This is a genomic window from Pseudomonas sp. MBLB4136 (assembly GCF_051904765.1).
Taxonomy (GTDB): Bacteria; Pseudomonadota; Gammaproteobacteria; order Pseudomonadales; family Pseudomonadaceae; genus Aquipseudomonas.
The window spans coordinates 555,102-578,310 of the sequence record NZ_CP196713.1 but is presented as its reverse complement, the minus strand read 5'-3'; the positions used below and the strand labels follow the sequence as shown (position 1 = coordinate 578,310).

Annotated in this window: 16 protein-coding genes; 11 read left to right on the top strand and 5 right to left on the bottom strand. The window is 57.9% G+C overall.

Translation table 11 applies throughout. The features are described 5' to 3' along the window. The first annotated feature begins 274 nt into the window (after positions 1-274). From ACSX1D_RS02590 to ACSX1D_RS02565, 6 genes are all read left to right on the top strand, one after another. Positions 275-475 (top strand): hypothetical protein, encoded by a 201-nt coding sequence (locus ACSX1D_RS02590; RefSeq protein ID WP_439860849.1) that lies wholly within the window; start codon positions 275-277, stop codon positions 473-475. 35 nt (positions 476-510) lie between these two features. Further along, positions 511-960, top strand: a complete 450-nt coding sequence (locus tag ACSX1D_RS02585) for a hypothetical protein (RefSeq protein WP_439862258.1) — start codon at positions 511-513, stop codon at positions 958-960. Between the two features lie 81 nt (positions 961-1,041). Continuing rightward, positions 1,042-1,407 (top strand): DUF4339 domain-containing protein, encoded by a 366-nt coding sequence (locus ACSX1D_RS02580; RefSeq protein ID WP_439860848.1) that lies wholly within the window; start codon positions 1,042-1,044, stop codon positions 1,405-1,407. Continuing rightward, entirely contained in the window at positions 1,374-1,595 is a 222-nt protein-coding gene (locus ACSX1D_RS02575; RefSeq protein WP_439860847.1) for a hypothetical protein, read from the top strand. The genes ACSX1D_RS02580 and ACSX1D_RS02575 overlap by 34 nt, the downstream gene beginning before the upstream one ends. A gap of 13 nt (positions 1,596-1,608) precedes the next feature. After that, on the top strand, positions 1,609-1,731 hold the full coding sequence (locus tag ACSX1D_RS02570; protein ID WP_439860846.1) for a hypothetical protein: 123 nt from the start codon (positions 1,609-1,611) through the stop codon (positions 1,729-1,731). 316 nt (positions 1,732-2,047) lie between these two features. Next, positions 2,048-2,818, top strand: coding sequence for an HNH endonuclease (locus ACSX1D_RS02565; RefSeq protein WP_439860845.1), 771 nt, complete (start codon positions 2,048-2,050; stop codon positions 2,816-2,818). A 47-nt stretch (positions 2,819-2,865) separates the two neighbouring features. Here the strand turns inward: ACSX1D_RS02565 and recD are convergent, their stop codons facing one another. The 5 genes from recD to ACSX1D_RS02540 all read right to left on the bottom strand — a co-directional run bounded on the left by recD (position 2,866) and on the right by ACSX1D_RS02540 (position 13,869). Beyond that, the gene (gene recD, locus ACSX1D_RS02560) at positions 2,866-4,995 is read right to left on the bottom strand and encodes an exodeoxyribonuclease V subunit alpha (RefSeq protein ID WP_439860844.1); all 2,130 of its coding nucleotides are present in this window, start codon (positions 4,993-4,995) and stop codon (positions 2,866-2,868) included. Next, on the bottom strand, positions 4,992-8,675 hold the full coding sequence (gene recB / locus ACSX1D_RS02555) for an exodeoxyribonuclease V subunit beta (RefSeq protein WP_439860843.1): 3,684 nt from the start codon (positions 8,673-8,675) through the stop codon (positions 4,992-4,994). Before recB ends, recD begins: the two co-directional genes overlap by 4 nt. After that, positions 8,672-12,133: an exodeoxyribonuclease V subunit gamma gene (gene recC, locus ACSX1D_RS02550; RefSeq protein ID WP_439860842.1), complete on the bottom strand. Its 3,462-nt coding sequence runs from the start codon at positions 12,131-12,133 to the stop codon at positions 8,672-8,674. The genes recB and recC overlap by 4 nt, the downstream gene beginning before the upstream one ends. Positions 12,134-12,248: 115 nt before the next feature. Beyond that, positions 12,249-12,863 (bottom strand): hypothetical protein, encoded by a 615-nt coding sequence (locus ACSX1D_RS02545; protein ID WP_439860841.1) that lies wholly within the window; start codon positions 12,861-12,863, stop codon positions 12,249-12,251. A gap of 145 nt (positions 12,864-13,008) precedes the next feature. After that, positions 13,009-13,869: a tetratricopeptide repeat protein gene (locus tag ACSX1D_RS02540; RefSeq protein WP_439860840.1), complete on the bottom strand. Its 861-nt coding sequence runs from the start codon at positions 13,867-13,869 to the stop codon at positions 13,009-13,011. 83 nt (positions 13,870-13,952) lie between these two features. On the opposite strand from ACSX1D_RS02540, the gene ACSX1D_RS02535 reads away from it, so the two are divergent. The 5 genes from ACSX1D_RS02535 to ACSX1D_RS02515 all read left to right on the top strand — a co-directional run bounded on the left by ACSX1D_RS02535 (position 13,953) and on the right by ACSX1D_RS02515 (position 23,183). Beyond that, entirely contained in the window at positions 13,953-14,939 is a 987-nt protein-coding gene (locus ACSX1D_RS02535) for a helix-turn-helix transcriptional regulator (protein ID WP_439860839.1), read from the top strand. 234 nt (positions 14,940-15,173) lie between these two features. Then, positions 15,174-15,980 (top strand): hypothetical protein, encoded by an 807-nt coding sequence (locus ACSX1D_RS02530; protein ID WP_439860838.1) that lies wholly within the window; start codon positions 15,174-15,176, stop codon positions 15,978-15,980. Between the two features lie 381 nt (positions 15,981-16,361). Beyond that, entirely contained in the window at positions 16,362-17,009 is a 648-nt protein-coding gene (locus ACSX1D_RS02525) for a hypothetical protein (RefSeq protein ID WP_439860837.1), read from the top strand. 94 nt (positions 17,010-17,103) lie between these two features. After that, complete coding sequence (locus ACSX1D_RS02520; protein ID WP_439860836.1) at positions 17,104-21,108, top strand: hypothetical protein; 4,005 nt, start codon at positions 17,104-17,106, stop codon at positions 21,106-21,108. Next, positions 21,105-23,183 (top strand): hypothetical protein, encoded by a 2,079-nt coding sequence (locus tag ACSX1D_RS02515; RefSeq protein WP_439860835.1) that lies wholly within the window; start codon positions 21,105-21,107, stop codon positions 23,181-23,183. The genes ACSX1D_RS02520 and ACSX1D_RS02515 overlap by 4 nt, the downstream gene beginning before the upstream one ends. Positions 23,184-23,209: the final 26 nt, after the last annotated feature.

The following is a 23,209-nucleotide window of genomic DNA, read 5'->3' as shown; positions in this document are numbered from 1 at the left end:
TTAGCTTCTGGCCAACTACCAGAAACCTGAAGACTGAATCGCCCCCGCTTTCCTAGACACTCTCCAAGCTTTGGAAATAGCGATTTTCATACTCCACCGGGGATAGCTGCATAGCGCTCCTGGCGATGGCGTTGCTTGAGCGACGGGAACTGCATGGCTCTCTCCTCGAATGAGGCCCCGCACCCTACCAGGGCAATCCTTGACTGCAATACCGCGACGCCATCTGTCGCGCTGCTGCGGCATAGTCACTCTACGCACAACGTAGAGATCATACATGCCAATACCGCCCCCTTCGCTTACCACCATCTGCCCGCACTGCGGCTGGAAGCGCACCAGCGTTCCAACCAGCGACGCCCTCAAGCTGAATGTCGACTGGTTCTGCCGCTGCCCCATCTGCCAGCACACCGAACTGAAAATCCGCCCGGCCAGCCGCGCGGAGATCATGCGGGAACGGCTGAGTCAGTTCCTTCGCTAACCAAGGATCTGAGCGACATGAAAGAAGAACACACCATGCACACAACCAAGATTTTGCTGCTCTGCGGTCTACTCACCTGCACCTGCGTCCAGGCCGGCACCTATGAATGGACCGCCGGTTGGGGGATGGGCGTCAGTGAACATCTGGTGGACGACGGCAATGGAAACGAGTTGAACATCTCCTGCCCGGACTACGAGGAAGATGGCTATGTTCGTGCCTACGCCAGCATCGGTGGCCGACACTACAGCTCTGAGGAAGGCAGCGGCTTCGACGTGATCATCGACGGAGAATCCTACAGCAACCCCTTCTTCACCGACTGCCGGGTGTGCGGGGCCAACTTTCCCGGTTTCTGGGAGGCCCTACGCCAGGCCAACCACCTGAAGCTCGTTGCGGGCGGCATGACCATCAATCTGCCCACAAAGAGCATCGCCAATGCGCTTAGACCATTGGGCAGCCCGGAGAACAGTTGCCGCTCGGCTTGGTAGGGAAACCTACACAGCGACACATTTTGTCGCCAGCAGCAGAGACACTGTGCCATGCAATCTATCGAATCGAGGAGTGAATCGATGTCCGTTGTTCAAAGCAGTACGCATCAGTGGTTCTACGAGGAAAAAGGTGTGCGCAAAGGTGGCGTGAGCGAGCAAGAGATGATCGAGCTGATTCGCGCAGGCCACCTCAGCTACGGTAGCTCCGTGTGGGCGCACGGCTTCACCGAGTGGACGAAGCTGGAAAACACCCCACTGAGGCAACACCTGCAGAATACCCCTCCACCACTGGCTGGCAGCCAAGTGAGTAATACCCTGGTCTGGGTACTCGCCATCGCGCCCATCATTGGATATTTGATGGAGTGGTTCGTCGCAGGGGCCCTCATGGCAGCAAAGCTGCAGCAGAGCGAGCGATGGAAAACGCCAGCTACTGGTACATCACGCTAGCACTCAATTTGCTGCTTTCCATCTTCGACGAGAAGCGCCTGCAAAAGGCCGGACACAATACAAGCCGCTTCAAGGGCTGGGTCTGGCTGGTGCCGGTATATCTATATCAACGTGCCAAAAACCTGCAGCAGAACCTGGCCTACTTCATTGTCTGGCTAGTGAGTTTCGCACTAGTTCTTCTGGCCTAACGGAGCCCTAATCATGGTCAAAAATATTCTTGCCACCATAGGTCTAGCGGTAGTGGTCAAGGCCGCTTTTGAACACTATCGCGAGTTCCGGGAGCTGAAGCGCGAAAAACAGGGCAGCAGGGAGCCAACCACCTGAATGGCCGAGGGTTGACGCTGCTCTACTAGCGATCGCGGCCAACTAGAAATATCGACATTTGAAAAAATGATTGAGGTTCATCTGATTGAGATGAACCTCATGCATCGCCGTAGGCTGACGTTAACGAATCACCCCATATCAGCCAATAAGCCATGACTTTTCGCCCGGAAACCAGTTCTATGCCTTGAGCATATAGCTCCAACTGTGCGCCGTCTGTTGACGCCTCATTCCGTAGAGTTTGCATGAACTCAACGGAGCGCCAGGTAGAATCCACCACTACACTCCAGTGCACGTTAAACCTCACAAGGGAGCCACAATGGCTATCAAATATCGTGCAATTCACACGACCAGCCCTTGGAGAAAGGCCCAGCACTCGTCCCTCCAAAAAGCTATAGACGGGCCGGATGGAGCAAAGAATCTTCTTCGGAATATAGGCCGTGTTGGCCAAAAGTGGCAGAAATATGGTCCAGTGTCCTGCATCTTTGTATGGGACGAGGATCGTGATCCGGGCTACGCCTTCCGTCTCAAGCCGGGCTCCAACTATGAGATTGAAATGGCGACCGTGGCCCGTCACCTACTTGAGCATCACGACCGGGAAAAGGGCTGCCCCGCATCCGAAATTGAAGCCTACTTCTCGCGACCCCAGCATTCTCATTCGGCAACCGATCAGGACACACCAAGTAATACAACCAAGACCGAAAGCACCGACGTCGTAGGAGAACAACTTCTCGCACAAACTATTTTTCCAGATGAATTACCTGATGATGCATCTCATGTGGAGGGGCTAGCGCGCTCTGTTCTCGTTAATACTTACGAGCGTAGCGAATCAGCTCGCAATACATGCATCAATCATCACAAACCGATTTGTCAGGTATGCACCTTAAACTTTGAGGAAAAATACGGAGAAATCGGACGTGGTTACATCCATGTTCACCACATAGTGCCGATCGCCTCGATCGAAAAGCAATACCAAGTCGATCCTATCAACGACTTGGTACCGGTCTGCCCGAACTGCCACGCCATGCTTCATAGGCGAAACCCGCCACTCTCCGTTGAGGAGTTGCGGATAAAATTAAATGACAGCTAAAGATTCATTTTGCTCCATCACAAAGCGTTATGGAGCAAGCTCGATATCTACATTATCCCGCCCACTACTGATGTCAGTGATCCTGCATGCCCTACTCGTTGAGCCAGCGCCTCGTGCAGTTGCAACGCCAAGCCGCTGGTGCGCTGCACGTTGCGACCCACCGCGCCTTCGAACACCCCCGGGTGAGTCTCAGCCAGGCTGAACCACTCCCTGGCGCGTGTGATGGCGGTGTACAGCAGCTCCTTAGTCAACACTGGGTTCAGCGCATCGGGCAACACAAGCGCGGTGTGGTTGAACTCCGAACCCTGGGATTTGTGCACCGTCATAGCGAACACCGTTTCCACCTCCACCAACCGGCTCGGCATCACGAAACGCACGCTGCCACTGCCGTCGTTGCGTGGGAAGGCCACGCGCAGGGCCAGCGCACCGTCCGGCCCCGGCACCCATAGCGCAATGCCGATATCGCCATTCATCAGGTTCAAGCTGTAGTCATTGCGCGTCACCAGCACCGGCCGTCCTTCGTACCAGCCGTGGTCGCTGTCCAGCAAACCGCGCCGACGCAACTGCGTGGCCACGCGCTGGTTCAACCCCTCCACGCCCCAAGGCCCCCGGCGCAATGCGCAGAGCAGGCGGAACTGGTCGAATGCAGACAACACCTTGCCCGCCCAGCCAGCCCATAGCTCGCTATCCCACTGTGTATCAGTCGCAGGGCGCAGGTCGCGCAGTTGCTCCAGGTAATGCCGGTAGCCGGGCGCATTGCGGTTGCCATCGATGGCCAGGTCGCTAAGCGCGGCATCCTGCTCGCCACGCACCAGCAGGTTGAAAAGCTGCTCCGAGGGCTGTTCGAGCACATGTCGTGCTTCAGCAGCCTGCTTTTTGTTGATCAGCTTGGCCAGGCGCCCGATACCCTTCTGCGGGTCGAAACGCCACGAGCGGCGCAACATCACGGTCTGCTGCGCCAGCGGGGCACCAGCGCCTTCGGCCATCTGCAACTCAGGGTCGAGCAGCGCCTCACCGCTATGGGTAATCAGCCACTGGGCAGTTTGCGCGTTGTAGTCGCCCTTTTCAGCCTCGCGGCACAAGTCGCCCATCACCGAACCGGCCTCCACCGAAGCCAACTGGTCCTTGTCGCCCAGTAGAATCAAGCGCGCCGCCTGGGGCAAGGCATCAAGCACGCAGGCCATCATCTCCAGGTCGATCATGGAGGCCTCGTCGACCACCAGCACATCCAGCTCCAGCGGTTTGTCGCGCTGGTGAATGAAGTTGCGCGAGTTCGGTCGGCTGCCCAGCAAGCGGTGCAAGGTGGACACATCCGTCGGTATCTCGGCGCGTACCGCGTCACTCACCGGCAACGCCCGAACCTCCTTGCCAATGGATTCGGACAACCGCGCCGCCGCCTTGCCCGTCGGCGCCGCCAGACGAATACGCAGCGGCTTGCCGCTCTCGACCGCCGGGGTTTGCAGCAGGCCCAGCAGGCGCACCACAGAGGTGGTCTTGCCGGTGCCCGGGCCGCCGGTGATGACGCTGAAGTAGCCCCGGGCCGCCAGCGCGCAGGCAATTTTCTGCCAGTTACTGCCTTGCGCGCACTCGGCTTCGGAGCGGGCGGGGAACAGTTCTTCGAGGCGGCTGGCGAGGTTGTCCGGCGTGACGGGTGTCACGCTCAAGCGGGCGCTCAAGGCTTGGGCGATGCTGCACTCGTAGTTCCAGTAGCGACGCAAGTACAGGCGCTGCCCCGCCAGCACCAAGGGCCGCTCGGGGGCGTCCTGGCGGGCGTCACGGTCCTCGACCAGCGCGCTGGCGGCCAGCGCCTGGCGCCACTGCGTAGCGTCCAGGCCGTGCAACCATTGCGACGGCAGCGTGCTGCCCTCCTCGCCTTCAGGTGGCAACGACAGCACGAAATCCGGCGCGGCCAGGGTGGCGGCCAGGTCCAGGCAGGCGTGGCCACGGCCCAGTTGGTGGCTGGTCATCGCGGCGGCCAGCAGCACACTTGCATGGGTTTGAGGGTCTTGTTCGAGAATGAACTTCGCCAACGCACGATCCAGCGCACGCAGCCAGCCACGCGCCACCCAGGTATCGAGTTGCTGCAAGAGCTCGCTGTTGCTGGCGGTGCCAATGAACACTGCCACCTGCTCGGTATTGCCCTGGCTGCTGCTCAGTTGCTTGAGGGTCTGGCTCATGCGCTGGCCTCCGCGTATTGCCCCATGAAGAGTTGGTCAAGCTGCTCGATCAGTTGCCGCGGTGGGCGCTCGAAATGCAGGCCATGGGTGGGCGCCTGGTGCCCACGGATGAACAGGTACAACGCCCCGCCCATGTGCTGCTCGTAGTCGTAGCCGGGCAGGCGCAGCTTGAGCTGGCGATGCAGGGCCAGCAGGTACAGACACAGCTGCAGGTCGTAGCGTTTATCCAGCATGGTTTCGGCCATGGCCTCGGCGGCATAGGCGCTGTCGGTGCTGCCCAGCCAGTTGGATTTGTAGTCCGCCACGTAGTAGCGGCCCTCGTGCTCGAAGGTCAGGTCGATGAAACCTTTGAACATGCCGTTCAACTGGTTGGGCGCCAGTATCGGTCGCGGCGTACCGCCGAGGGTGTGTTCACGCACCAGGGCATCGAGGCGCTCGACGTTCACGTTGCGGCTGGAGAACCAGAACTCCATCTCGACCTGATAGGTGCTCAAGGCCGCGAGCGTGCACTGGGTGCCGTTGAAGCGCAGAGATGCCTTGAGGTAGTGGCTCAGCCAGGCCGACAGCGGCTCGATCCAACGCTCCCAGCCGCGCAGGTTGCAGCGCCGCGCCACGGCGTCGTGCAGGGCTTGCTCGTCGCTGGCAGCATTGCCGAAGCCCTCATCGCCGGCCCACTCGAACAACCCGTGCAGGAAGGTGCCTGGCCCAGCCCCTCGGGGGAAGGCGTGAATACCAACGCCGGCAGGCGGGTTCTGCTCGTCGTCCTGCTCTTGCAGGTTGGCTTCCAGTGCAGTGGCAGGCTCAGGCGCAACCGGCGACTCGGCGCCCATCCGCGCACGGTCGTCGGCGATTGCCAAGACGGAGTAGCTGGCGATCCACCAGTTCGCCGCCAGCGAGTGCAATGGGCGCAAGGCCTCGCTTACCGTCGGGCGCGTTGGCGCCACATGGACACTCTCGGTTCGTGCAGGTGCCTTGCACACTGCGATGTCGTTGCAGCCCTTCGCGACGGCTTCCACCACTTCAGCCAACCGCTCAGGCGCAACCGTGCCTTCGCCTGCCAGCAAGTAACCCAAGCCCGACTTGTGCAGGTCTATCGACGAGCCCCCGGTCTTGAAGCCCTGGGGCGCAACGCAGATCCAGGTGGCGTAGCGGGCGCGGGTCAGGGCGACATACAGCAGGCGCATTTCCTCGCCCATGCGCTCATCCTCGGCGCGTTTCTGCGCAGGCTTTGCCAGGTCGCCCTTGGCCAGTTCAAGCACCAGGCTGTACTGCTCATCCTGTTGTTCATGGAACATCGGCGGCGCCTTGCTGCGGCCATCCACAGCCCTGGCGCTGCACGCGAACGGCAACATCACCAAGGGGTACTCCAGGCCCTTGGACTTGTGCACGGTCACCACCTTGATCAGGTCCGAGTCGCTCTCTAGGCGCAGAATTTCTTCCTCGCTCTGCTCCTCGATCTGCTCGGCCAGGTGGCGAATCAGCGCATGCTCGCCGTCGAGTTCGGCGGCGCTGCGCTGCAGCCATTCGGCCAGGTGCAGCAGGTTGGTCAGGCGGCGTTCGCCCTGTTCTTCAGCCAGCAAACGGGCCGGCACCTTGAACGTAGCAAGCAGCCTGCGCAGCATGGGCAACACGCCTTGTTGCTGCCACAGCACGCGGAAGTCGCGGAACCATTGCACATGCGCTTCCCAGTACAGCTCGTTCTGGTTCAACTGTTCCAGGTCCTGCCAGGAAATGCCCACGCTGCGGGTGGCCAATGCCGCACGCAGCAAGCGGTCGCTGGTGGGCTGAGCGCAGGCCCGCAGGATGCACAGCAGGTCTGTGGCTTCTTCGCTTTCGAACACCGAGTCTCGGTCAGACAGATAAACGCTGGCCAGTTTGCGACGCGCAAGGGCCTTGCGAATGGCTTCGGCTTCCTTGCGGCTGCGTACCAGAATGGCGATATCGGCGGGCTTGAGTTCAGTGAGTTGGCCATCGCTGCTGCGCAGGCCCGAGGGCTTGTCTGAACTGCGGGCGAGCCAGGCCTGAATCGCCGAGGCGCACACCTCGGAGGCCTCGCGCAGGTACGTGGCGTTGTTGATGACGCCGTTGGTTTGCAACTGCCAGAGGGTCAGGGCCTTCTGCTTCTTACCTTCGATCTCCAGCACATCGCTGCGGCCTTTGGCATCGACGCCGTCAAACGGCACCGGATTCTCCTTCCCCTCCTCGGCAAAACGGAACGCTGCGCGGGGGTGGGCCTCGGCGAATTTGAAACAGTGGTTGGCGGCATCGACCATCGCTTGGGTGGAGCGGTAGTTGGTGCCCAGGGTGTAATGCCGGCCCTTGGTAGCCTCACGCGCCTTGAGGTAGGTGTAGATGTCGGCGCCGCGGAAGGAATAGATCGCCTGTTTCGGGTCGCCAATCATGAACAGGCCGCAGTCGGCCAGGTTTTCGCCAATGCGGTAGATGGTGTCGAAGATGTCGTACTGAACCGGGTCGGTGTCCTGGAACTCGTCGATCAAGGCCACCGGGTACTGCTGGCGAATGGTCTGCGCCAGGCTCTTCCCGGAAGAGCCTTGCAGCGCACGACCGAGGCGGTTGAGCAAATCGTCGAAGCCGATCTGCGCCCGGCGCAGCTTTTCTTCCTCGAAGGCGTCCTGCACTTCACGCAGTGCATGCAGCAGCAACTGCGCGCGGATGTCCTGCTTCGACTCTTCATGGTCGACCCAGGCGTCGATAGCCTGGAACGCAGCGTCCGGGGCGATGGCACCGCCTTTGTTCAGCTTGAAGCGGGTCTGCCCGCACTTGCGAACGTGGCTACTGGCTTCGCCTCCTTGGCTCCAGGCGGCGATATCGTCAAGCATTTGCCTAAAGGCTTCGGGGCTTTTGGTGGGGTAGGACTTGCCGTTCAGCACGCTACAAGCGTCAAGCAGCAACTGCTCCACCTGCGCGACTCCCTGAGCCCAGGCGGCCCTTGCCTTCGCTTCAAGCTCAGCACATTTCACAGCCCAGTCAGCAGGCTCCTGCAGCAAGGCATCCAGTTGCGCGGGCGCTGTGATCGACGTCCCCGCCTGCTGAAACTCGGCATCGGTACGCGACAGCAGCGGCGTCAGCGCTTCGCGTAGCTCGGTCGGGCTTTTCAAGCTATCCGTCACCACCTTGGCAAGCGCGGGCGGCAAGCCATAGAACTGCCGGCGCCAGTAGTCCCTGACCACTTCATCGAGCAACTCGCGCTGGTCGGTTTCCAGTGTCTGGGTAAACAAGCTGCCGCTGTCAAAGGCGTGCTCGCGGAGCATCCGGTAGCACCAGCCATGAATGGTTGAAACCGCCGCTTCGTCCATCCACTCGCTGGCCAACTGCAACCGGCGAGCACAGGCCGGCCACTGGTCGGCGGGGTACTCGTCACGCAGTTTCACCAGCAGCGGGTCATGGGACGATTCCGCCGCCTGGAAGCACTGGGCAGCCTCGTTCAAGCGTGCGCGAATGCGGTCGCGCAGCTCTTGGGTAGCGGCGTCGGTGAAGGTCACTACCAGAATTTTCGGCGGTGTCAGCGCCTCCTTGAACGCAGCGGCGCCGCCATGGCCCAGTACCAGCCGCACATACAGCAAGGCGATGGTGAAGGTTTTGCCGGTGCCAGCACTTGCCTCGATCAAGCGGCTGCCATGCAGGGGAAAATCGAGGGGATTGAGGTTTACCGCTGTCATTGGTCGCTCCCTGCGTCGGTCGAGGTGAAGTGGCCGAATAAGCCGCCATACAGGTGCTTGGCCCAGGCCGCGAACTGGCCGCTCGCGCACAGTTGGTCGAAGTCGGCGTAGGCACGCCGTTGGGCGAACGAGCGTTCCACTTCACCCTTTTTCATGTAGCCGCCTTGGTAGATATCGCGCGCTTTGTCGTAGGCCAAATCGCTGCTTTCGCTGTTTTCCCCACCCGCTGCCAACCAGGCAAAGGCACTTTCGCAGGCCACCGGCAGTGGCTCTTGCATGCCCGCCACCCAGGCCTGGAGCTGCGCTTTCAACTGCTCCCGAGCCTGGTGTTCAGGCACTGGCCGAAACACCACATCGCCATTCAAGCCCACCAGAATGGTCGTGCAGGCAGGCCCGTTCAACTGCAACGCCAGGTGACGCAACCAAGGCCGCACCAGGTGTTGCCAACGCAGGCTGTCGTCGCTGCACAGTTTCTTGCTGTCCAGTTGCAGGTAGGCTCGCTCACCCTGCGGGTTGCGGCGAATGCCACCCAGCCAGTCCTTGAGGGCAGGAAGTTCGCCAGTGGCTTCGATGGTTGCGGCGCTCTGGCCCTCTTCAAGCTCAGGCCAGGCTTGCAGTTGGGCGTGGTAGCGCGCCAGCAGGCCCGGCATCGGTTCCACCAGTGCCGAGGCACTCAAGGTGCCGAAGCCGCCGAGCGGCAAGGCGCCCTCGCGTTGCAGCCGTTGCACTTGCAGGTCCAGTTCGGTCACGGCCTGTTCGGGGTCGTAAGCCTCCTCGACCCAGCGCTTGAGCGCCTGGGTGAGCCTGTCCTGGTGCTGCCAGTTTTCCAGGCCATCGAGCTGGAAGGCCTCGTCATCGCGGTTGACCAACTCGTCGTCGTCGAAGTTGACCTTCAACCGCTGGCTGAAGAAGGCGCCCACCGGGTCGCGCACGAACTCGGAAAGTTGCCGCAGGCTCAACGGCGTGTCCTGCACCAGCGCAGACAGGCGTTCGCCTGCTGGCGGCGAGGTGTGTTGATCATGCACCTCGCGCCACTCGCTGGAGTAGGTGAACAAGCCATCAGGCCCCGGCTCGTTGGCGAAGTAGGCGGCGCTGAAGGGTTGCAGCGGGTGCTCCTGGGTCAGCGCTGGCAGCAGTGGCTGGCCGCTGGCCGAGCGCCAGCCGCTGGCCAGGTGGTCGCGCAACTGGCCGATCAGCACCGAGGGCACGCGCTCGCTGTTGTCGCGGATGTTGCGGCCCACCCAGCTCACATACAGCTGCTTGCGGGCCGATAGCAAGGCCTCCAGCAACAGGTAGCGGTCATCTTCACGTCGCGAGCGGTCGCCAGGGCGGTAGTCGTTGCGCATCAGGTCGAAATCGACCGGCGATTGCTGGCGCGGGTAATCGCCATCGTTCATGCCCAGCAGGCACACCACCTTGAACGGAATCGCCCGCATCGGCATCAGGGTGCAGAAGTTCACCGCGCCAGCCAGGAAGCGCTGCGACAGGCCGCCATCTTCGATACCGCTGAGCCAGGCCTCGTGCACCACGCTCAGTGGCAATGGCTGCGCGAACTGCGCCACCTCGCAGGTGCGCAACCAACCTTCGAGCAGCTTGAGCAATTGGTTGACCAGCAGTTCCTCGGCGTCGCTCACCGGGCGGAAGAACACCTTCAACAAGGCTTGCAGGCGCTCGGCCCATTGCACCGGCGTGGCCGGTTGCTGGAGCTCGTGAAGGGCCACTTCCAAGTGGTCGAGCAAGGTCAGCAGCGGCCCGGCCAGGGCCGCCTCCAGCCCCGACACTTCGTCGTAGGGTTCGATGCCGTTCAGCTGTGGCGCTCGCCCAGCGGCGTAGCCCAGCAGCATGCGCCGCATGCCAAAGCGCCAGGTGTTCTGCTCAAGGCCCGCCGGCATGCCCAGGCTTTCGCGCTGCTCGGCATCGAGCCCCCAGCGCACACCGGCACCGTCGATCCAGCGTTGCAGGGTGGGTACGTCGGCTTCGTTGATCGCAAAACGTGTACGCAAGGCCGGTACGTCTAGCAGGTCGAGAATGTCGCTGGCAGCGAAGCGGCTGTGGGGCAGCTTGAGCAGGTGTTCCAGGGCGATCAGCAGCGGCTGGCGGCTGCGCTGGCCTTGGTCGGCCACGGTAAACGGCAGGTAGCGCGGGTCGTTCCTTGGCACCTGGCCGAACACAGCCTCAATGTGAGGGGTGTAGGCGTTGATGTCCGGCACCATCACGATCACATCCCGGGGGCTCAACTGCTTGTCGGCGCTGAAGCGGGCGAGCAGTTGGTCGTGCAGCACCTCCACTTCGCGCTGCATGCTGTGCACCACGTGAAAACGCAGCGAGCGGTCGGCGCTAGCGTCTACCGGCCCCCAGGCTTCGCGGGTTTCCGGCAGCGGGCGCAGTTCGAGAATGTCGCTTTGCAACTGGCCCAGCAGGGTTGCCGTATCTGGCTCGGTAAACAGGTCGATACGCCCGCCGTTGAGACCGTCGAGCAGGTGACGATAACTACCGGGCTCATCGTGGTGGTCGAGCAGATTGATGTAGTCTCGCCCCTGTTTGCCCCAGGCGGCGAGCAAGGGTTGGCCGTGCTCGTTCGCAGCTGCGGCAACATCACGGGCGGGTTGGCGACGGTAGTGGTGCGCCAGCAAATCTTTGTCGGCGACGATATCGCCCCAGTGGTGCCGGCAAGGGTTGTGCACGCACAGCAGCACTTGGCTGTAGCGGGAAAGCTCTTTCAGGGCTTCGAGCACCTGCGCAGGCATCGAGGAAATGCCGAACACCACAACCCTGCGCGGCAGCCCCTTGGGCGCTTGGTCAGCTCTGCGCAGGTGAACGACGAAGCGTTTGTGAACCCCTGCGCGGCTTTGTTCAAGCGCGCCCTCGCCAACGTCGGCCAGCACCTCGCGCCATAGCTGCGCCTGCCACAGGTTCGGCGCATCCAAGGGCTGCGGAGTGCCCTTGATGTGTCGCAGTTGATCCCGCCCGGCAGCCCAGTCTTCCAGCCAATCGGCGCGGTATACCTGGTATTGGTCGAACAAGTCCGCCAGCCGCTCGCACAGTTGGTGCAGCTTGCGCTGTTCATCGTCCTTCTCCAGAAAGCGCTGCAGGCTTGTGAAAGCCGGGTTATTTAGCAAGCTGGGCAGCAGGCGCATCAGCCGCCAGCTCAGCGCGGCCTTGTCCAACGGCGAGGACTGCGGCGTGGTCTGCGCCCCCAGCACCCCGCGATACACCTGCCACAGAAAGCGCGCCGGCAACTGGACATCCAGCGCCGCGGCAATGCCGCAACCGCCGTTGTGCGGGTCTTCAGCCAGCGCCAGTTTCAGCCACTGGGCGATACCGTTGCTCTGCACCAGCAGCACTTCGTTCTCCAGTGGTCGCAGCGGGTGGCTGTGCATCCACTGCACTGCAAGCGCTCGCAGCTCCTCAAGGTGATTACCATGGATAACAACGAAACCAGGTTGAAGCTTCTGCATTAGCAAATGTCCCTATGGCAAGGCTGGGCAAAGATTAACCAGCCGATGCGACATCCCGTGTCGCACAAGCTATTTCACGGATGACTATGTGCACGTCGTTGGCCTGAACCAACGGCTAGGAGGCTTCACAAACCAACTGATCAATCGAATCAAGGCGCTTTGCCTTCGCATTCAAAAACATCACGACCTCAAGAGCCCGCAATGTAGATACCTCGTAACCCATTTTTCGGTTGATCGAGGCGTGAAAGTCTGGGAAGCGAGGGTCATTCCGAAGCTGCTGGAGTAGCATCAGATAACTGTCGTATCCAGCTGCTTTGTTGACCTGATAGTTATGAACCTTTTTGCTTTTGGGGGAGTAAATAAATTGGTAAATCCTAGAGTCCCAAATCGCAAAGGCCTCTGGATTCACGAAGTGCAATAGCTTGGACGCACCTACCACAGAATTATTGACCAAGCCTGCAAGCTGAGCCACTTCCTTCAAGTCAAGCACCCCTAGCTTGCGCGCCTTGTTGAGCAGCGCAACACCATCTTGAATTGAGAAAGACTCGCTAGGATAAATATCCAAAACGGTCGGCATCCAGCCATACACCATATGCGCGACACAAACAAGGTCCTGAGCATCTAGAATTGCCTTGCTGCTCAGCCATGCCAGCAGATGTGGATATGAGCGAATATATGACTGCTGCCGGTCGATCAGTGTTTGCTTCTCAATTTGGAAAATGTCCTGCATGTTCCCTGCCCCCTAAATCAGCAACAGACTATAGATTCCCGAAGAAGCGATAAGCTCAAAAAACAGTTTGTCATCGGATGAGGCGACTGGCGACATCGTTGCCCACCAGAACCTTGAAATTTCTTCGAAGTACATTAAGAGATTTTCACGGCGGCAAAATAGCACTATCCAAAGCATATTTTTCCTTTGCCCAAGAACTCCCCTGCTTGACCGCCAAGTCCCTCCAGAAGCGATACAGCAGTCCATCTGGGTCCGGCGGAGACTCAAAGGTACTGAAGTAAAAATCGGCAAGCCGTTCACTTGCCAGCACCTGCCCCTTCATTGCCGCCCACTGCAACCAGTACAAGCCAAGCGCAGGATCATGCTCCGGTGATGACTCATCCAGTGCCAACCGCCCCAGCGAGAAACACGCCATCAGGTCGTGTTCCGCCGCACCGCGCTTATACCAGCTTATTGCCTTGCCATGATCAGCAATAACGCCTTCATCCCCGCGCTCATAAAGGCTACCCAATGCCTCTGCAGCACAGACAATCCCAGACTCAAGCGCCTGCTCGTAATAGTCGATGGCCAAACCAGGATTCACTGCCAGCCCCTTGCCGTAAAAGGCCTGCTCGGCGAGGTTGAATAACGCCTCGGAGGAGCCCATTACTGCAGCAATCTTGAACAACCGCCTGGCAAGCGCAGGATTTGGCTTCAGCCGCAAACCGTTGAGCCACCACCAACCAAGATCATTGAGCGCATCCGCATCGCCCAACAGAGCCTGCTCACGCAGCTCCACATAGCGATTTCGAATCCTGACCGGATCAACCAATCCAAGAAGCGGATTGGCTGCCCTGATCTCGTGATAGGTAACACCCGCCTGCCCGCTCAGTTCCATCGCTCTCAGCGACGGCATACCGATTCCAGCATAAAGGCGTTGCAGCTCGTCAGGCTCAGCTAGCTCGACGTATTCAGCCCGAGGAAGAAGGTTGTCCATAAGATTGAAGACGTCTGCAGATTTGCTCATGCTGCTGCCCCATCGATGATCATGTCTGACCATTTTCAACAGCCATGCGACAGCCTATGTCGCACGCGAACAAGGACGGAAGTGTGGAACAGCTGCTTCGCCATGAGCTCATTCTTGGCCTTCTCCCGAGCAAGGAAAGCGCTCTCGATAGCAACGCCATTCACCAACGAGTAGCCAACCAAGGTGTCCTGGTTGATAAGCGCACCATTCAGCGTGACCTGAGCGAGCTAGAACAGAAATTCCCCCATGTGCGCAGCAGGCCCAAGGGCAAAGCCAAGTTGTGGTGGGCAGAAAAGTCGCTGTCGCGACTCAGCATGCTGCCAACAGATGCAATGAACCTCGTCATGATCATGGATCACGCGGCTAAATTCGGAATGGCGGTGCAGGTAGCAGACCTGGCACCCCTTCGGGATTACGCGATATCTCTGTTGAAAGGAAACCGCCCCAGCCAAGACTGCTCAGGCAAAGTCATCAGCAACACCCGTTTCGTAGTCCTGGAGCCCGGCCAGGTCAAGCCAGAGGTGCTAGAGGTTATTCAGCAGGCTCTGCTGGTTGATGCATCAATCAAGGCGCTCTATCTGAAGCGTGGAGCCAGCGAGCCACGCCAAATGCACCTAAAGCCTCTGGGACTCTCCTATCAAGACTCGAATATCTACCTCTTGTGCATTATCAAAGGTAAAAATGCGGTTGCCGCACTCCCGCTGCATCGTTTTCAAACAGCTGAAGCTACCTGGGAAAACCTTGAAGCCCCCGGTGATTTCGATATCAACTCGTTCGAAGCCAAACGGAGCCTGATTAGTCAGAAATCTGAATTTCCCGTCCAGCTGAAGCTGCGCATTTCACAGACGCTTTATGAACGTTTGAGCGAAAACGCACTGACCTCCGATCAGCAGCTACAGCCCACCGCTGATGGCTGGTGGCTGATGACCGGCTGCCTGCCACTGAGCCAAGGCCTTGACCTGTGGTTACTCAGTCAGGGCGAGCACTTGGCGGTGCTTGAGCCAATCGAGCTAAGAGAGCAGATGGCTACATCTGCAAAACGAATGGCAGCCCTGTACGAAAAAAACTAAATGCGACACAGGCTGTCGCATACCAGTAGCACGCTGCCCCCTGTCATCTGACCTTGGAGACTCCGTGATGAAGACCTATTCAGCTTTCCTCCAGCGTGTAACATCCAATGCCGGGCCACGCGCCAACTTTACGATCACGGTCCAAGCCGTGAACTCCGAAATGGCTCGCGTCACAGCCGAAGCTCAATACCCGGGCTACAAATGTGCCAACGCTCCCGTGCAGGTGCGCTAAAGGTGCTCAAGCCACGCTTTGGCAAATCGGGACTTCGAGACTACCTCTACTACCTGTTCAACCAGGGAGAAAGTCTCGAAAGCCCCAAAGCTGCGCTCGACCAGATGGCAGCTCAAGAAGCGCCCCTCCTGGATACTTACGAAGTTGGGCTTATCGCCGCTACACAAGCGGAGGCTGACCGGTTTATGGGGCTTGTTGAAGGAGCCATGCACAAGCACCTATCCAGCCCGACAAGGCAGCGCTTTACGGCTTACGGGTTGGATCAGGCATGGCGACCACTGCGGCTATTTAATGAGGCCCATTGGATTCATGGCGGCCCCACCTGCCCGCTACCACAGGAGCTTCTGGCGAGCCTAGGCAGCATCGTGCACATCCATCTGCTAGAGCAAAGCGATACAAGACTACAGTATGAATTTCGCGCCTATCGCTGGAGGTCAGAAAGTGACCTGGTAGAGTTTTGGGCAAGCCTCTACCTCTCTCGCGAAATGTGCTGGTTCTTAGAGCTGGACTGGGAAAGCTACTTTATGTGGCAGCCACGTGTTGACTGCATTGCCACAGTGAGTGTTGGTTGGGGGGCTACACCTAGCGCAGCGGTGAATGCTCTGCTGGCGTCGGCAAATGCAACAGATCCAAGCCGCTCAGATGGTGAAATCCTGATTATTGAAGGTGGCATCAACACATGTATCGGAGATTACGTCGACATCGTGGATACGCTGGAGCGAAGCCTCGAATTGGACTTTGTCACCACCGGCTGGGTGAGTCTCAACTATTCAGGCTATGGCCTTAAACTCCTGAGTTTCAGCCATTGATGAGCTTGATCTAGCGCACTCACACCCATTAGCCACTACCGAAGCGGCATCGCTCGGAGGCAGCCCATGAAACAACGTCAAAGATGCTGCCGCAACGCTCGGCGCCTAGTGGCATTAAGGCCAGCCAATCAACTGACCACAAGTCACTTGCGAATTGGGCCTCATGCGATCTGCAAAGATGACCAGGCGCTACTGGACGAGTTCATGTCCCATTTAGACGCCATCGAGCCACTGTTCACCTCAGAAAACGCTGCCTGGCAGGTAACATAGGGTTCCTCGATACGCTCTGGCTCTGAAGTGCAACTGTTAAGACCTAAAAGCTCTGCTGCGAGCAGGCAGAAGCCTTGATATGGTGTGGCCATAATCACAGGGAGCTATCGCATGCACTACCAGGCCTTGAAGGAACGTCACCGCCAAGAGCGCGACCAACAGCATCCCAATCTCAGCCTACGACTACACCGAGCACTCAGTTGGCTGAACCGAGCAGAACAAGCCGAAGACACTGATGGTCGATTCATTTTTCTGTGGATCGCTTTCAACGCTGCCTACGCCACCGACATCGACGAGCAGCAGCGATTATCCGAGCAGGAAACCTTCAAAGCCTTTCTCGAAAAACTGTGCTCTCTTGATCGCAACAACAGCATCGAGAAGCTCGTCTGGTCGGAGTTCCCCGGCAGCATCCGGGTACTACTGGACAACCCGTATGTTTTCCAAAGTTTCTGGGAGCATCAAAGCGGAAAGATCAGCGAAGAACAGTGGAAAGAGCGCTTCGCCAATGGAAAAAAAGCAGCGGCTATGGCGCTGGCCAACCGCAACACGCCTGCTGTACTTGGCGTGATGTTCAACCGCATCTACACCCTGCGAAACCAGCTCATTCATGGTGGAGCAACCTGGAATGGCAGGGTGAACAGGGATCAGCTACGAGACTGCTGCAACCTGCTAGGAAAACTGGTGCCCTTGATCATCCAGATCATGCTGGACAGCCCGGACACCTTATGGGGCGATGCCAACTACCCAGTGGTTGGCTGAGGATGGACACCGGTTCATCTTGAATAGATGAATAACCATCAATCCGTTTTTGGGGAGCAACATCAGCTGCCTCGACAAGCAAAGGATTGCCGCCATGCAGAAGAAACTTAGAGACACCAAGGGTGGTAGCCGCCCCCCAGAGACTCCACCGCTGCAAAATGGCGACCTGTTCGCCGGCATCCCTTCTGCGCAGGAGGGGGCGGTCAGTGCTGCGCTTAGCGACGAGATAAATTCGCACCGGGCCAGGCTGGCGCCGTTTTTCAATGGGCACGCCAAGCCTAATCCTTCGGTAAGTTTCGCCAACGACGGCACTGGCTTCGGGAAGTCCTACAACGTGTTCGACCAGTTCATCGAGCACGCGGCAGTGCGTGGCGAACGTGGTGGCCACCGCAACCTGTTCTTTATCACCCCGCACAAGGCACAGATAGACGTCTCCAAGGCAACTCAGGAGAAGGCAGCTGCTCGGGGTGTCAGTATCCTCAGTTTCCTGGCGGAGCAGGATTTATCCGACCTCAACTTTGTCGGCTGGGTATCGGGTATTTGCAATGAAGATCTATACGTCGGCTGGACTAGAGTTCTCAAAACTGAGTACTACCGCGAGACTATTGGCGAACTGAGTAGCGCTATTAGTGGACTCAAGATCACTGAGGCGGAGCAGACTCGATTCCTGAAGTCGGGGGTCACCGACTACCTGCGAGAAGCTGATCTTGAGCGTCGGATTGATGCCGCTAAAAGCCGCCTGCTCTATGCGTTGCAAGACTTGGCCAAGGCGGTAATCCGGGAGAAGGTTGGTTTTGAGTTCCAGACCACCCACGAGCGCTTTCAGCGTGCCAATGACGACCGTGATCGGGCCAAGATCCAAATCATCGATCACGTTCTACCGTTCGAGCGGGCCAAGGTGGGACCTACCATCTTCGTTGCCACCACCGCCCGATTCCTGAAACGCGCGTTCATCGGATATTTAGACAACAAGAAAGAACCCAATATCAAGAAGCTGGGCTTTGACGAAATTCTCGGAGCTAAGCGCGGCCCAACCGATGCGGATGAGGACGCCGCCGCCCCGATTGGGGCAGCCTGCAGCCTGAGCCATGATGAGCAAATTGCGTACCTGAAGAGTGACTTCTTCCTCCCCGACGAGGCCAACTATTTCCAGCTGAACGGAATCACCTTCAACCTCGTCATCGACGAGGAGCACGACAGCTACGACCGGATTTTTGAGGACGGTAAGAAGAAGCTGATCAGCGAGAAGGTCAAGCCCCCTCATGTTATTGCCGGCCTCCACCGCCTGATGGAAATGATTTCGGCAACGGATGGCCCTGACGAGGAGGAGCCCATCGCGTTCAACGAAGCTGTCGAGCTGATGAATGATCTCCGCCGGCATTACGATGAGGACTGCGAAACCAGCGTCAGCCTGGACTCCATTCTGCAAATGTGTTCCGGGAATGTCGGACACATCACCATCGACAACCGTGATGTCGAGCAGATCCTCGCTTTGTCACGCAACATCTTCAGCATGACGCCAAGGCGCTTCTACAACGAGGATGCCCTCAAGCGTATTCGAATGCGGTCTGTCTGCGGCAAGAGCGAGATCCGCCTGTCCTTCAATGATGGTGGCCCCAGCACAGACCCAACTTTGCACGACTTCTTGCAAGTCATGCTTTGTGCCCTGTACGCCTGCTCCAAGATCCCTCAAAACAGCTCGCTAAGACATTTGCTGGCGCTGGGCGAGGATGCCAGTCAGAACGCCCCACTTTCTGAGTTCATCACGAAGGCTCGTCAGCATAGCTCCTATGTCGCATCCATCTTCGACCGCGCTAAGGACGCCGAGATTTTCGTAGATGCGTTCTTCACCTTCTTCGCTCCCAAAATCGTGTTTTCACTGGTCAAGGTGGACAAGATTCCCTTCGGAAATGACGCGGTGAAGAACCGTATTTTTGTCGACTTCCACCTCGACCTGATCCTGGAACTACCTGAGGTCAAACTGCTTCGTATCCTGCATGGAACACAGAACAGCGCGATGTGCCTGAGCGCAACAACGGGCTTCAAGGACTCCTACTCAGGGAACTTCTCCAGGAAAATGCTGAGCCGCTATGGGGAAGCGCTTGGCGATAACCTTGGTGTACGAGTAATTCAGCGGTCTGTAGCGGACGTAAGTGCAATGGAAGACCTCCGTGAGGCCCGCGCCAAAGCCAGAACGATGCAAGTCAGGCCCTTCCACAACACCTCTGCAGATGACATCAGCGGTTTGCGCAGCGACCCTGCCTTCCAGAGTGCATACAAATTCTGGTCAAACGCCCTGCTTCCTCAGGGCTACCGTGAAAGCAAGTATCGAATGTCAGCCTACCGCCGGCAGATCGAGGCCATGCTCATGGCCGCCTGGGATGGAAAGAACACCTTCATTCTCTCCCTGAACAACCGTTTTGCAGATCTTTTTAGAACCCTGTTGGCACAGGGCCTTGAGGGTCGCTTGAAGGGTTTTCGGCGCAAGCACCAAGACAAGATTTTCGAGCTGAAACCTTTTGAGGACAAAACTAGGATCAGGGTCATCCTCTTCAGCTCCCAGCTGGCTAAAGAGGTCAACATCGACGAGTACCTTAAGGTTGATGCAGATACTCGCATTTGCCTGATCTCCGCATACGGCAGCGCTGGTACCGGCCTCAATCTGTTCATTGAGCGAAGCGAGGACAACTTCCACCAAGACTTCGACCGTCTGGTGCTGGTCAATACCCCCTTCTACAGCGCGATCCGCGAGAAGGACACCGGCCTCAACACCGTCAAAAACCATATTCTCCTGCTGAAACACATCTCATCCGGGGAGAACGAGGCTGTTCGTTTGTCTGAGTTCGACTCAAACCTGATGCAGCCCAAGAATCGCCGCATCCTGAACCACGAGCATGATCTAGCAGTGCTCAAGGCCATCATCCAGGCTGTAGGTCGCGTTGAAAGACGGGATAGCTATCTCCACACCGAAATCTTCCTACCGAGTGACGTCATCGACGACTTGGTGGTGAGGTATAGCCGGCTTCGCCGTGAAGGTAACGACCTTCTCATCAACAGCCTTTCGCTACTGAATCACAGGCTCATGCAGTTCTGCCTTGAACAAGCGGAGAGACGCTGCTTCCCATCCGAAGTGGAACGCGAGCAGTTCACCGCCAACGTAGCCGCCGCTGCTGACGACATCGAAAACTTCTTCAGCGGGGCATTCCGAAACAAGATTCTCAGCAGCGCGCGTGAAGGTAATCGGGATGCCATCGAGCTCAATGAGCTGCTCAGGTCACCAGATAGCATCACCGCCCCTGAAAAGTACGTCCGCAAGCTCCTGGCCTCTCCTCTTGTAAAGGCCTCCAACTACTACCAAGAAGTCATTAGTGCCTTTTACCTTCCGAGGCAAGTAACAGATCGAGTCACCGTCTGCACAACATCGGAAAGCTTCTACCACCTCACCGACCTGCTTCATGGGCAAGCTGTCTATCAGCCCGCGAAATGGCTGGTTCCTGACTACGTGCGCACAGACGGCAAAGACACTGACTCAGGGCCTGGCATCGTTAATCTAGCGTGCAACATGGCCAGCGATGGGGTTGATGTACACCTACCTAACCCGGCCCTCATCCCGCTCCTGAAGGGGAACGTGGGGGAATTCATTTTCTCGAAGGTGCTCTCCGCACTGGGGATCAAACCACTGAACCTGGATCAGTTGATCGATCTTCTAGGGCCTGCGGTGTACGAGTACTACGACAGCTATATCCACGTTGATGACACCATCATCTGCATCGACGTGAAGCGGTGGTCGGGCACCCTGGACAACCACGAGCAATCTCTCAAAACCCTTCGCAGAGCGGAGAAAAAAAGGCAGGACATGTATGAGCTGTGTGGAGCACTGAACCTGACCCCACGCTTCCTCTATGTCAACACGCAACCCAACCACAACGATCTAAATGCCGAGCGCGAGTTTAATTTCGGGGAGTCAATCCACTTCCTAAACGCTTTCAAGACGATCACTAGCTACGTCCCTACCAAGGACAAGAATCGCATCTTTAAAGTCGATGACCGCTTGATGATCAACCCTACTCTGGAACAGCTGCTAAGGAGCGCGGAATGACCCTTTTCAACGTCCTGGAACCAGGAGCAGCCGCCAAGGCCCGCACCAACATGCTGAAGCTACCTGGCGACCTGGAGACCATCATTGATCGCTTGTCGGCCCGCACCGAAGGGGTTGGGCATATTCAGGCGGCCGTGGTTGAGGTAACCCGTAACTCTGACGAGAGGACCGAGAGGTACTACCAGCGCGTTGATGCGACCATCAAAGACTTCATCCGCAAGAAGCTTGGCCTTTCTGCCCTAACCAAAGTGCACTACAGCAAATTCAACGCGAGAAAGGGGGTTTTCGGTTTCCTATATCTGAGCGCCCTGCCCCCAGAGCCTGGTCAGGTTCGCGAGGTCATCGCTGAGCATTCGCTGAATCCTCTCTACGCGATTCAGGCCCTGCTGGACCTGAAACTCAAACTTTCGTTCCTCATGGACGTGGACAAGCACTATGAAATTGCCCCGGTCGAATTCAATGCTGACCTGTACATTGGACTGATGCTGAGCCGCACATCCAAGGACGGAAAATTTGTCTTCGATGCACTGGCGTACGACCTGTTCTTCTCCAAAGAACAGGAGCTCGCCATTAAGCTCAATCGAGTGGTCATGGAATGCTCCACCACACAGGACGCCATCAGCCGATCGATCACAGACAGCGGCGAGCTCATGTTCGACTGGGCCGGGAAGCGATTCGAGCGCACCCGCCGGCTCAGCGCGACAACGAACAGTGATCGCAACTACATGGCCTTCGCCACGAACAATGAAAATGCCAAGGCCTGCGATCGCTATGACAACAGCATCAACTACCATCAAACCGACTGTATCAATCGAATCGAGCGCTTACTGAATCTGTCAGGGGTTGAGTTTATCCCTGTCGTGTACGAAGCCACTCACCAGGTCAAAGCCTTCCTGGAAGGACTTCCGACCATGTCCAACCCACTTTGGCTGCTCGACACTGTCACGAGCTATTCAAGTGATGAGGCCCGACTTGGCTTCATCAGCGAGCTCGTCGACAGGTTTGGAGCATCAAAAGTGCTGGCCGCCGACTCCCTTCCAGACCCCACGCAACTGAATGTGGGCACAACGAACTATCTGGTTCTTAGTGAGAAGGTCAAAACCGTTGGGGGGAGCAAGAACGGATCCAGCATCTTTGAAACCTCCATCGACGAGTCCTTCAACTCCTTCTGGCAGGCTCTTGCTGCCAAGCAACGCAATCCCACAGCAGAGTTCGACTACTACACGTCGGTGAAACTACATCGCTTCGCCCAGTCTATCGGTAGCATCTGCCAGGGGTTCAACGTAGTCGCCAGCAAGCTTCCATCTGAGGCGGCAGTCGAAAAGTCCTTGCAGGAGCTGGCCCTGAAAGAGGCAATCCATAAGGACAAAGCCGTAACCATCAGCGAAGCAACGCTGCCCACAATGTCCCTAGAGCTGATGAGTTGTCGGAGAGACTGGAAGGAGAACGTCTATATCCAGGTTCTGGATGTATCCGTTGCCGGCGAGACAATCAAAATTGAGCAATCGCGCCGATACGACGAGGCCTCCAAGGGGGAATTCAACTACGAATTCAAGAAGCTCAGTACCACTCTCGGTAAAGGCGATGCGAAGCCCTTCGATGTCATTTGGGATGGGGCGTTCCTGATCCGCGACAAAGAAACTAACGCCTGGCTAAACGCATACAGAACCGACCGGATACCCTCGATCATCGGGAACACCCTGTTCGACAACCAAGAGCGTCAGGACAACGGCATACCACCGTCACGAGAGGTTGGCATCCAAATATCTGCCCTCCCGTACTACCTCACGCCAACCAGGCAGAAACAGCGCCATAGCATCTTCATCCAGGAAAACGGTACTGAAGGGGCCTGGTTCTTTGTTGCGTCTAACAAAGCAGCCAACAACACCATCCCGAAGCAGAGCCTCGTCTACAACGTAGTAATCACGAACGATTCCGGAGCGAAGGTTCCCGTCTTGAGCCACCCGCTGGGTGAGATGTTCTTCTCTACGTTCACCTTCGACATAGTGAAGCTCCGGGAATCGGCCAAGACCTCGATCCTTCAAAAAATCGTTGAGCTCTGTCTGCACAACTGAACAGAGCGGGGCTCCACATTGGCGCC

Excerpts from the sequence above, each read along its gene's own strand:
- ACSX1D_RS02580 (WP_439860848.1), top strand. The coding sequence starts at position 1,042 with ATGTCCGTTGTTCAAAGCAGTACGCATCAGTGGTTCTACGAGGAAAAA.
- ACSX1D_RS02540 (WP_439860840.1), bottom strand. The coding sequence starts at position 13,869 with ATGAGCAAATCTGCAGACGTCTTCAATCTTATGGACAACCTTCTTCCT.
- recB (WP_439860843.1), bottom strand. The coding sequence starts at position 8,675 with ATGACAGCGGTAAACCTCAATCCCCTCGATTTTCCCCTGCATGGCAGC.
- recC (WP_439860842.1), bottom strand. The coding sequence starts at position 12,133 with ATGCAGAAGCTTCAACCTGGTTTCGTTGTTATCCATGGTAATCACCTT.
- ACSX1D_RS02590 (WP_439860849.1), top strand. The coding sequence starts at position 275 with ATGCCAATACCGCCCCCTTCGCTTACCACCATCTGCCCGCACTGCGGC.
- ACSX1D_RS02525 (WP_439860837.1), top strand. The coding sequence starts at position 16,362 with ATGCACTACCAGGCCTTGAAGGAACGTCACCGCCAAGAGCGCGACCAA.
- ACSX1D_RS02545 (WP_439860841.1), bottom strand. The coding sequence starts at position 12,863 with ATGCAGGACATTTTCCAAATTGAGAAGCAAACACTGATCGACCGGCAG.
- ACSX1D_RS02575 (WP_439860847.1), top strand. The coding sequence starts at position 1,374 with ATGGAAAACGCCAGCTACTGGTACATCACGCTAGCACTCAATTTGCTG.
- ACSX1D_RS02585 (WP_439862258.1), top strand. The coding sequence starts at position 511 with ATGCACACAACCAAGATTTTGCTGCTCTGCGGTCTACTCACCTGCACC.
- ACSX1D_RS02570 (WP_439860846.1), top strand. The coding sequence starts at position 1,609 with ATGGTCAAAAATATTCTTGCCACCATAGGTCTAGCGGTAGTGGTCAAG.
- ACSX1D_RS02515 (WP_439860835.1), top strand. The coding sequence starts at position 21,105 with ATGACCCTTTTCAACGTCCTGGAACCAGGAGCAGCCGCCAAGGCCCGC.
- ACSX1D_RS02565 (WP_439860845.1), top strand. The coding sequence starts at position 2,048 with ATGGCTATCAAATATCGTGCAATTCACACGACCAGCCCTTGGAGAAAG.
- ACSX1D_RS02520 (WP_439860836.1), top strand. The coding sequence starts at position 17,104 with ATGCAGAAGAAACTTAGAGACACCAAGGGTGGTAGCCGCCCCCCAGAG.
- recD (WP_439860844.1), bottom strand. The coding sequence starts at position 4,995 with ATGAGCCAGACCCTCAAGCAACTGAGCAGCAGCCAGGGCAATACCGAG.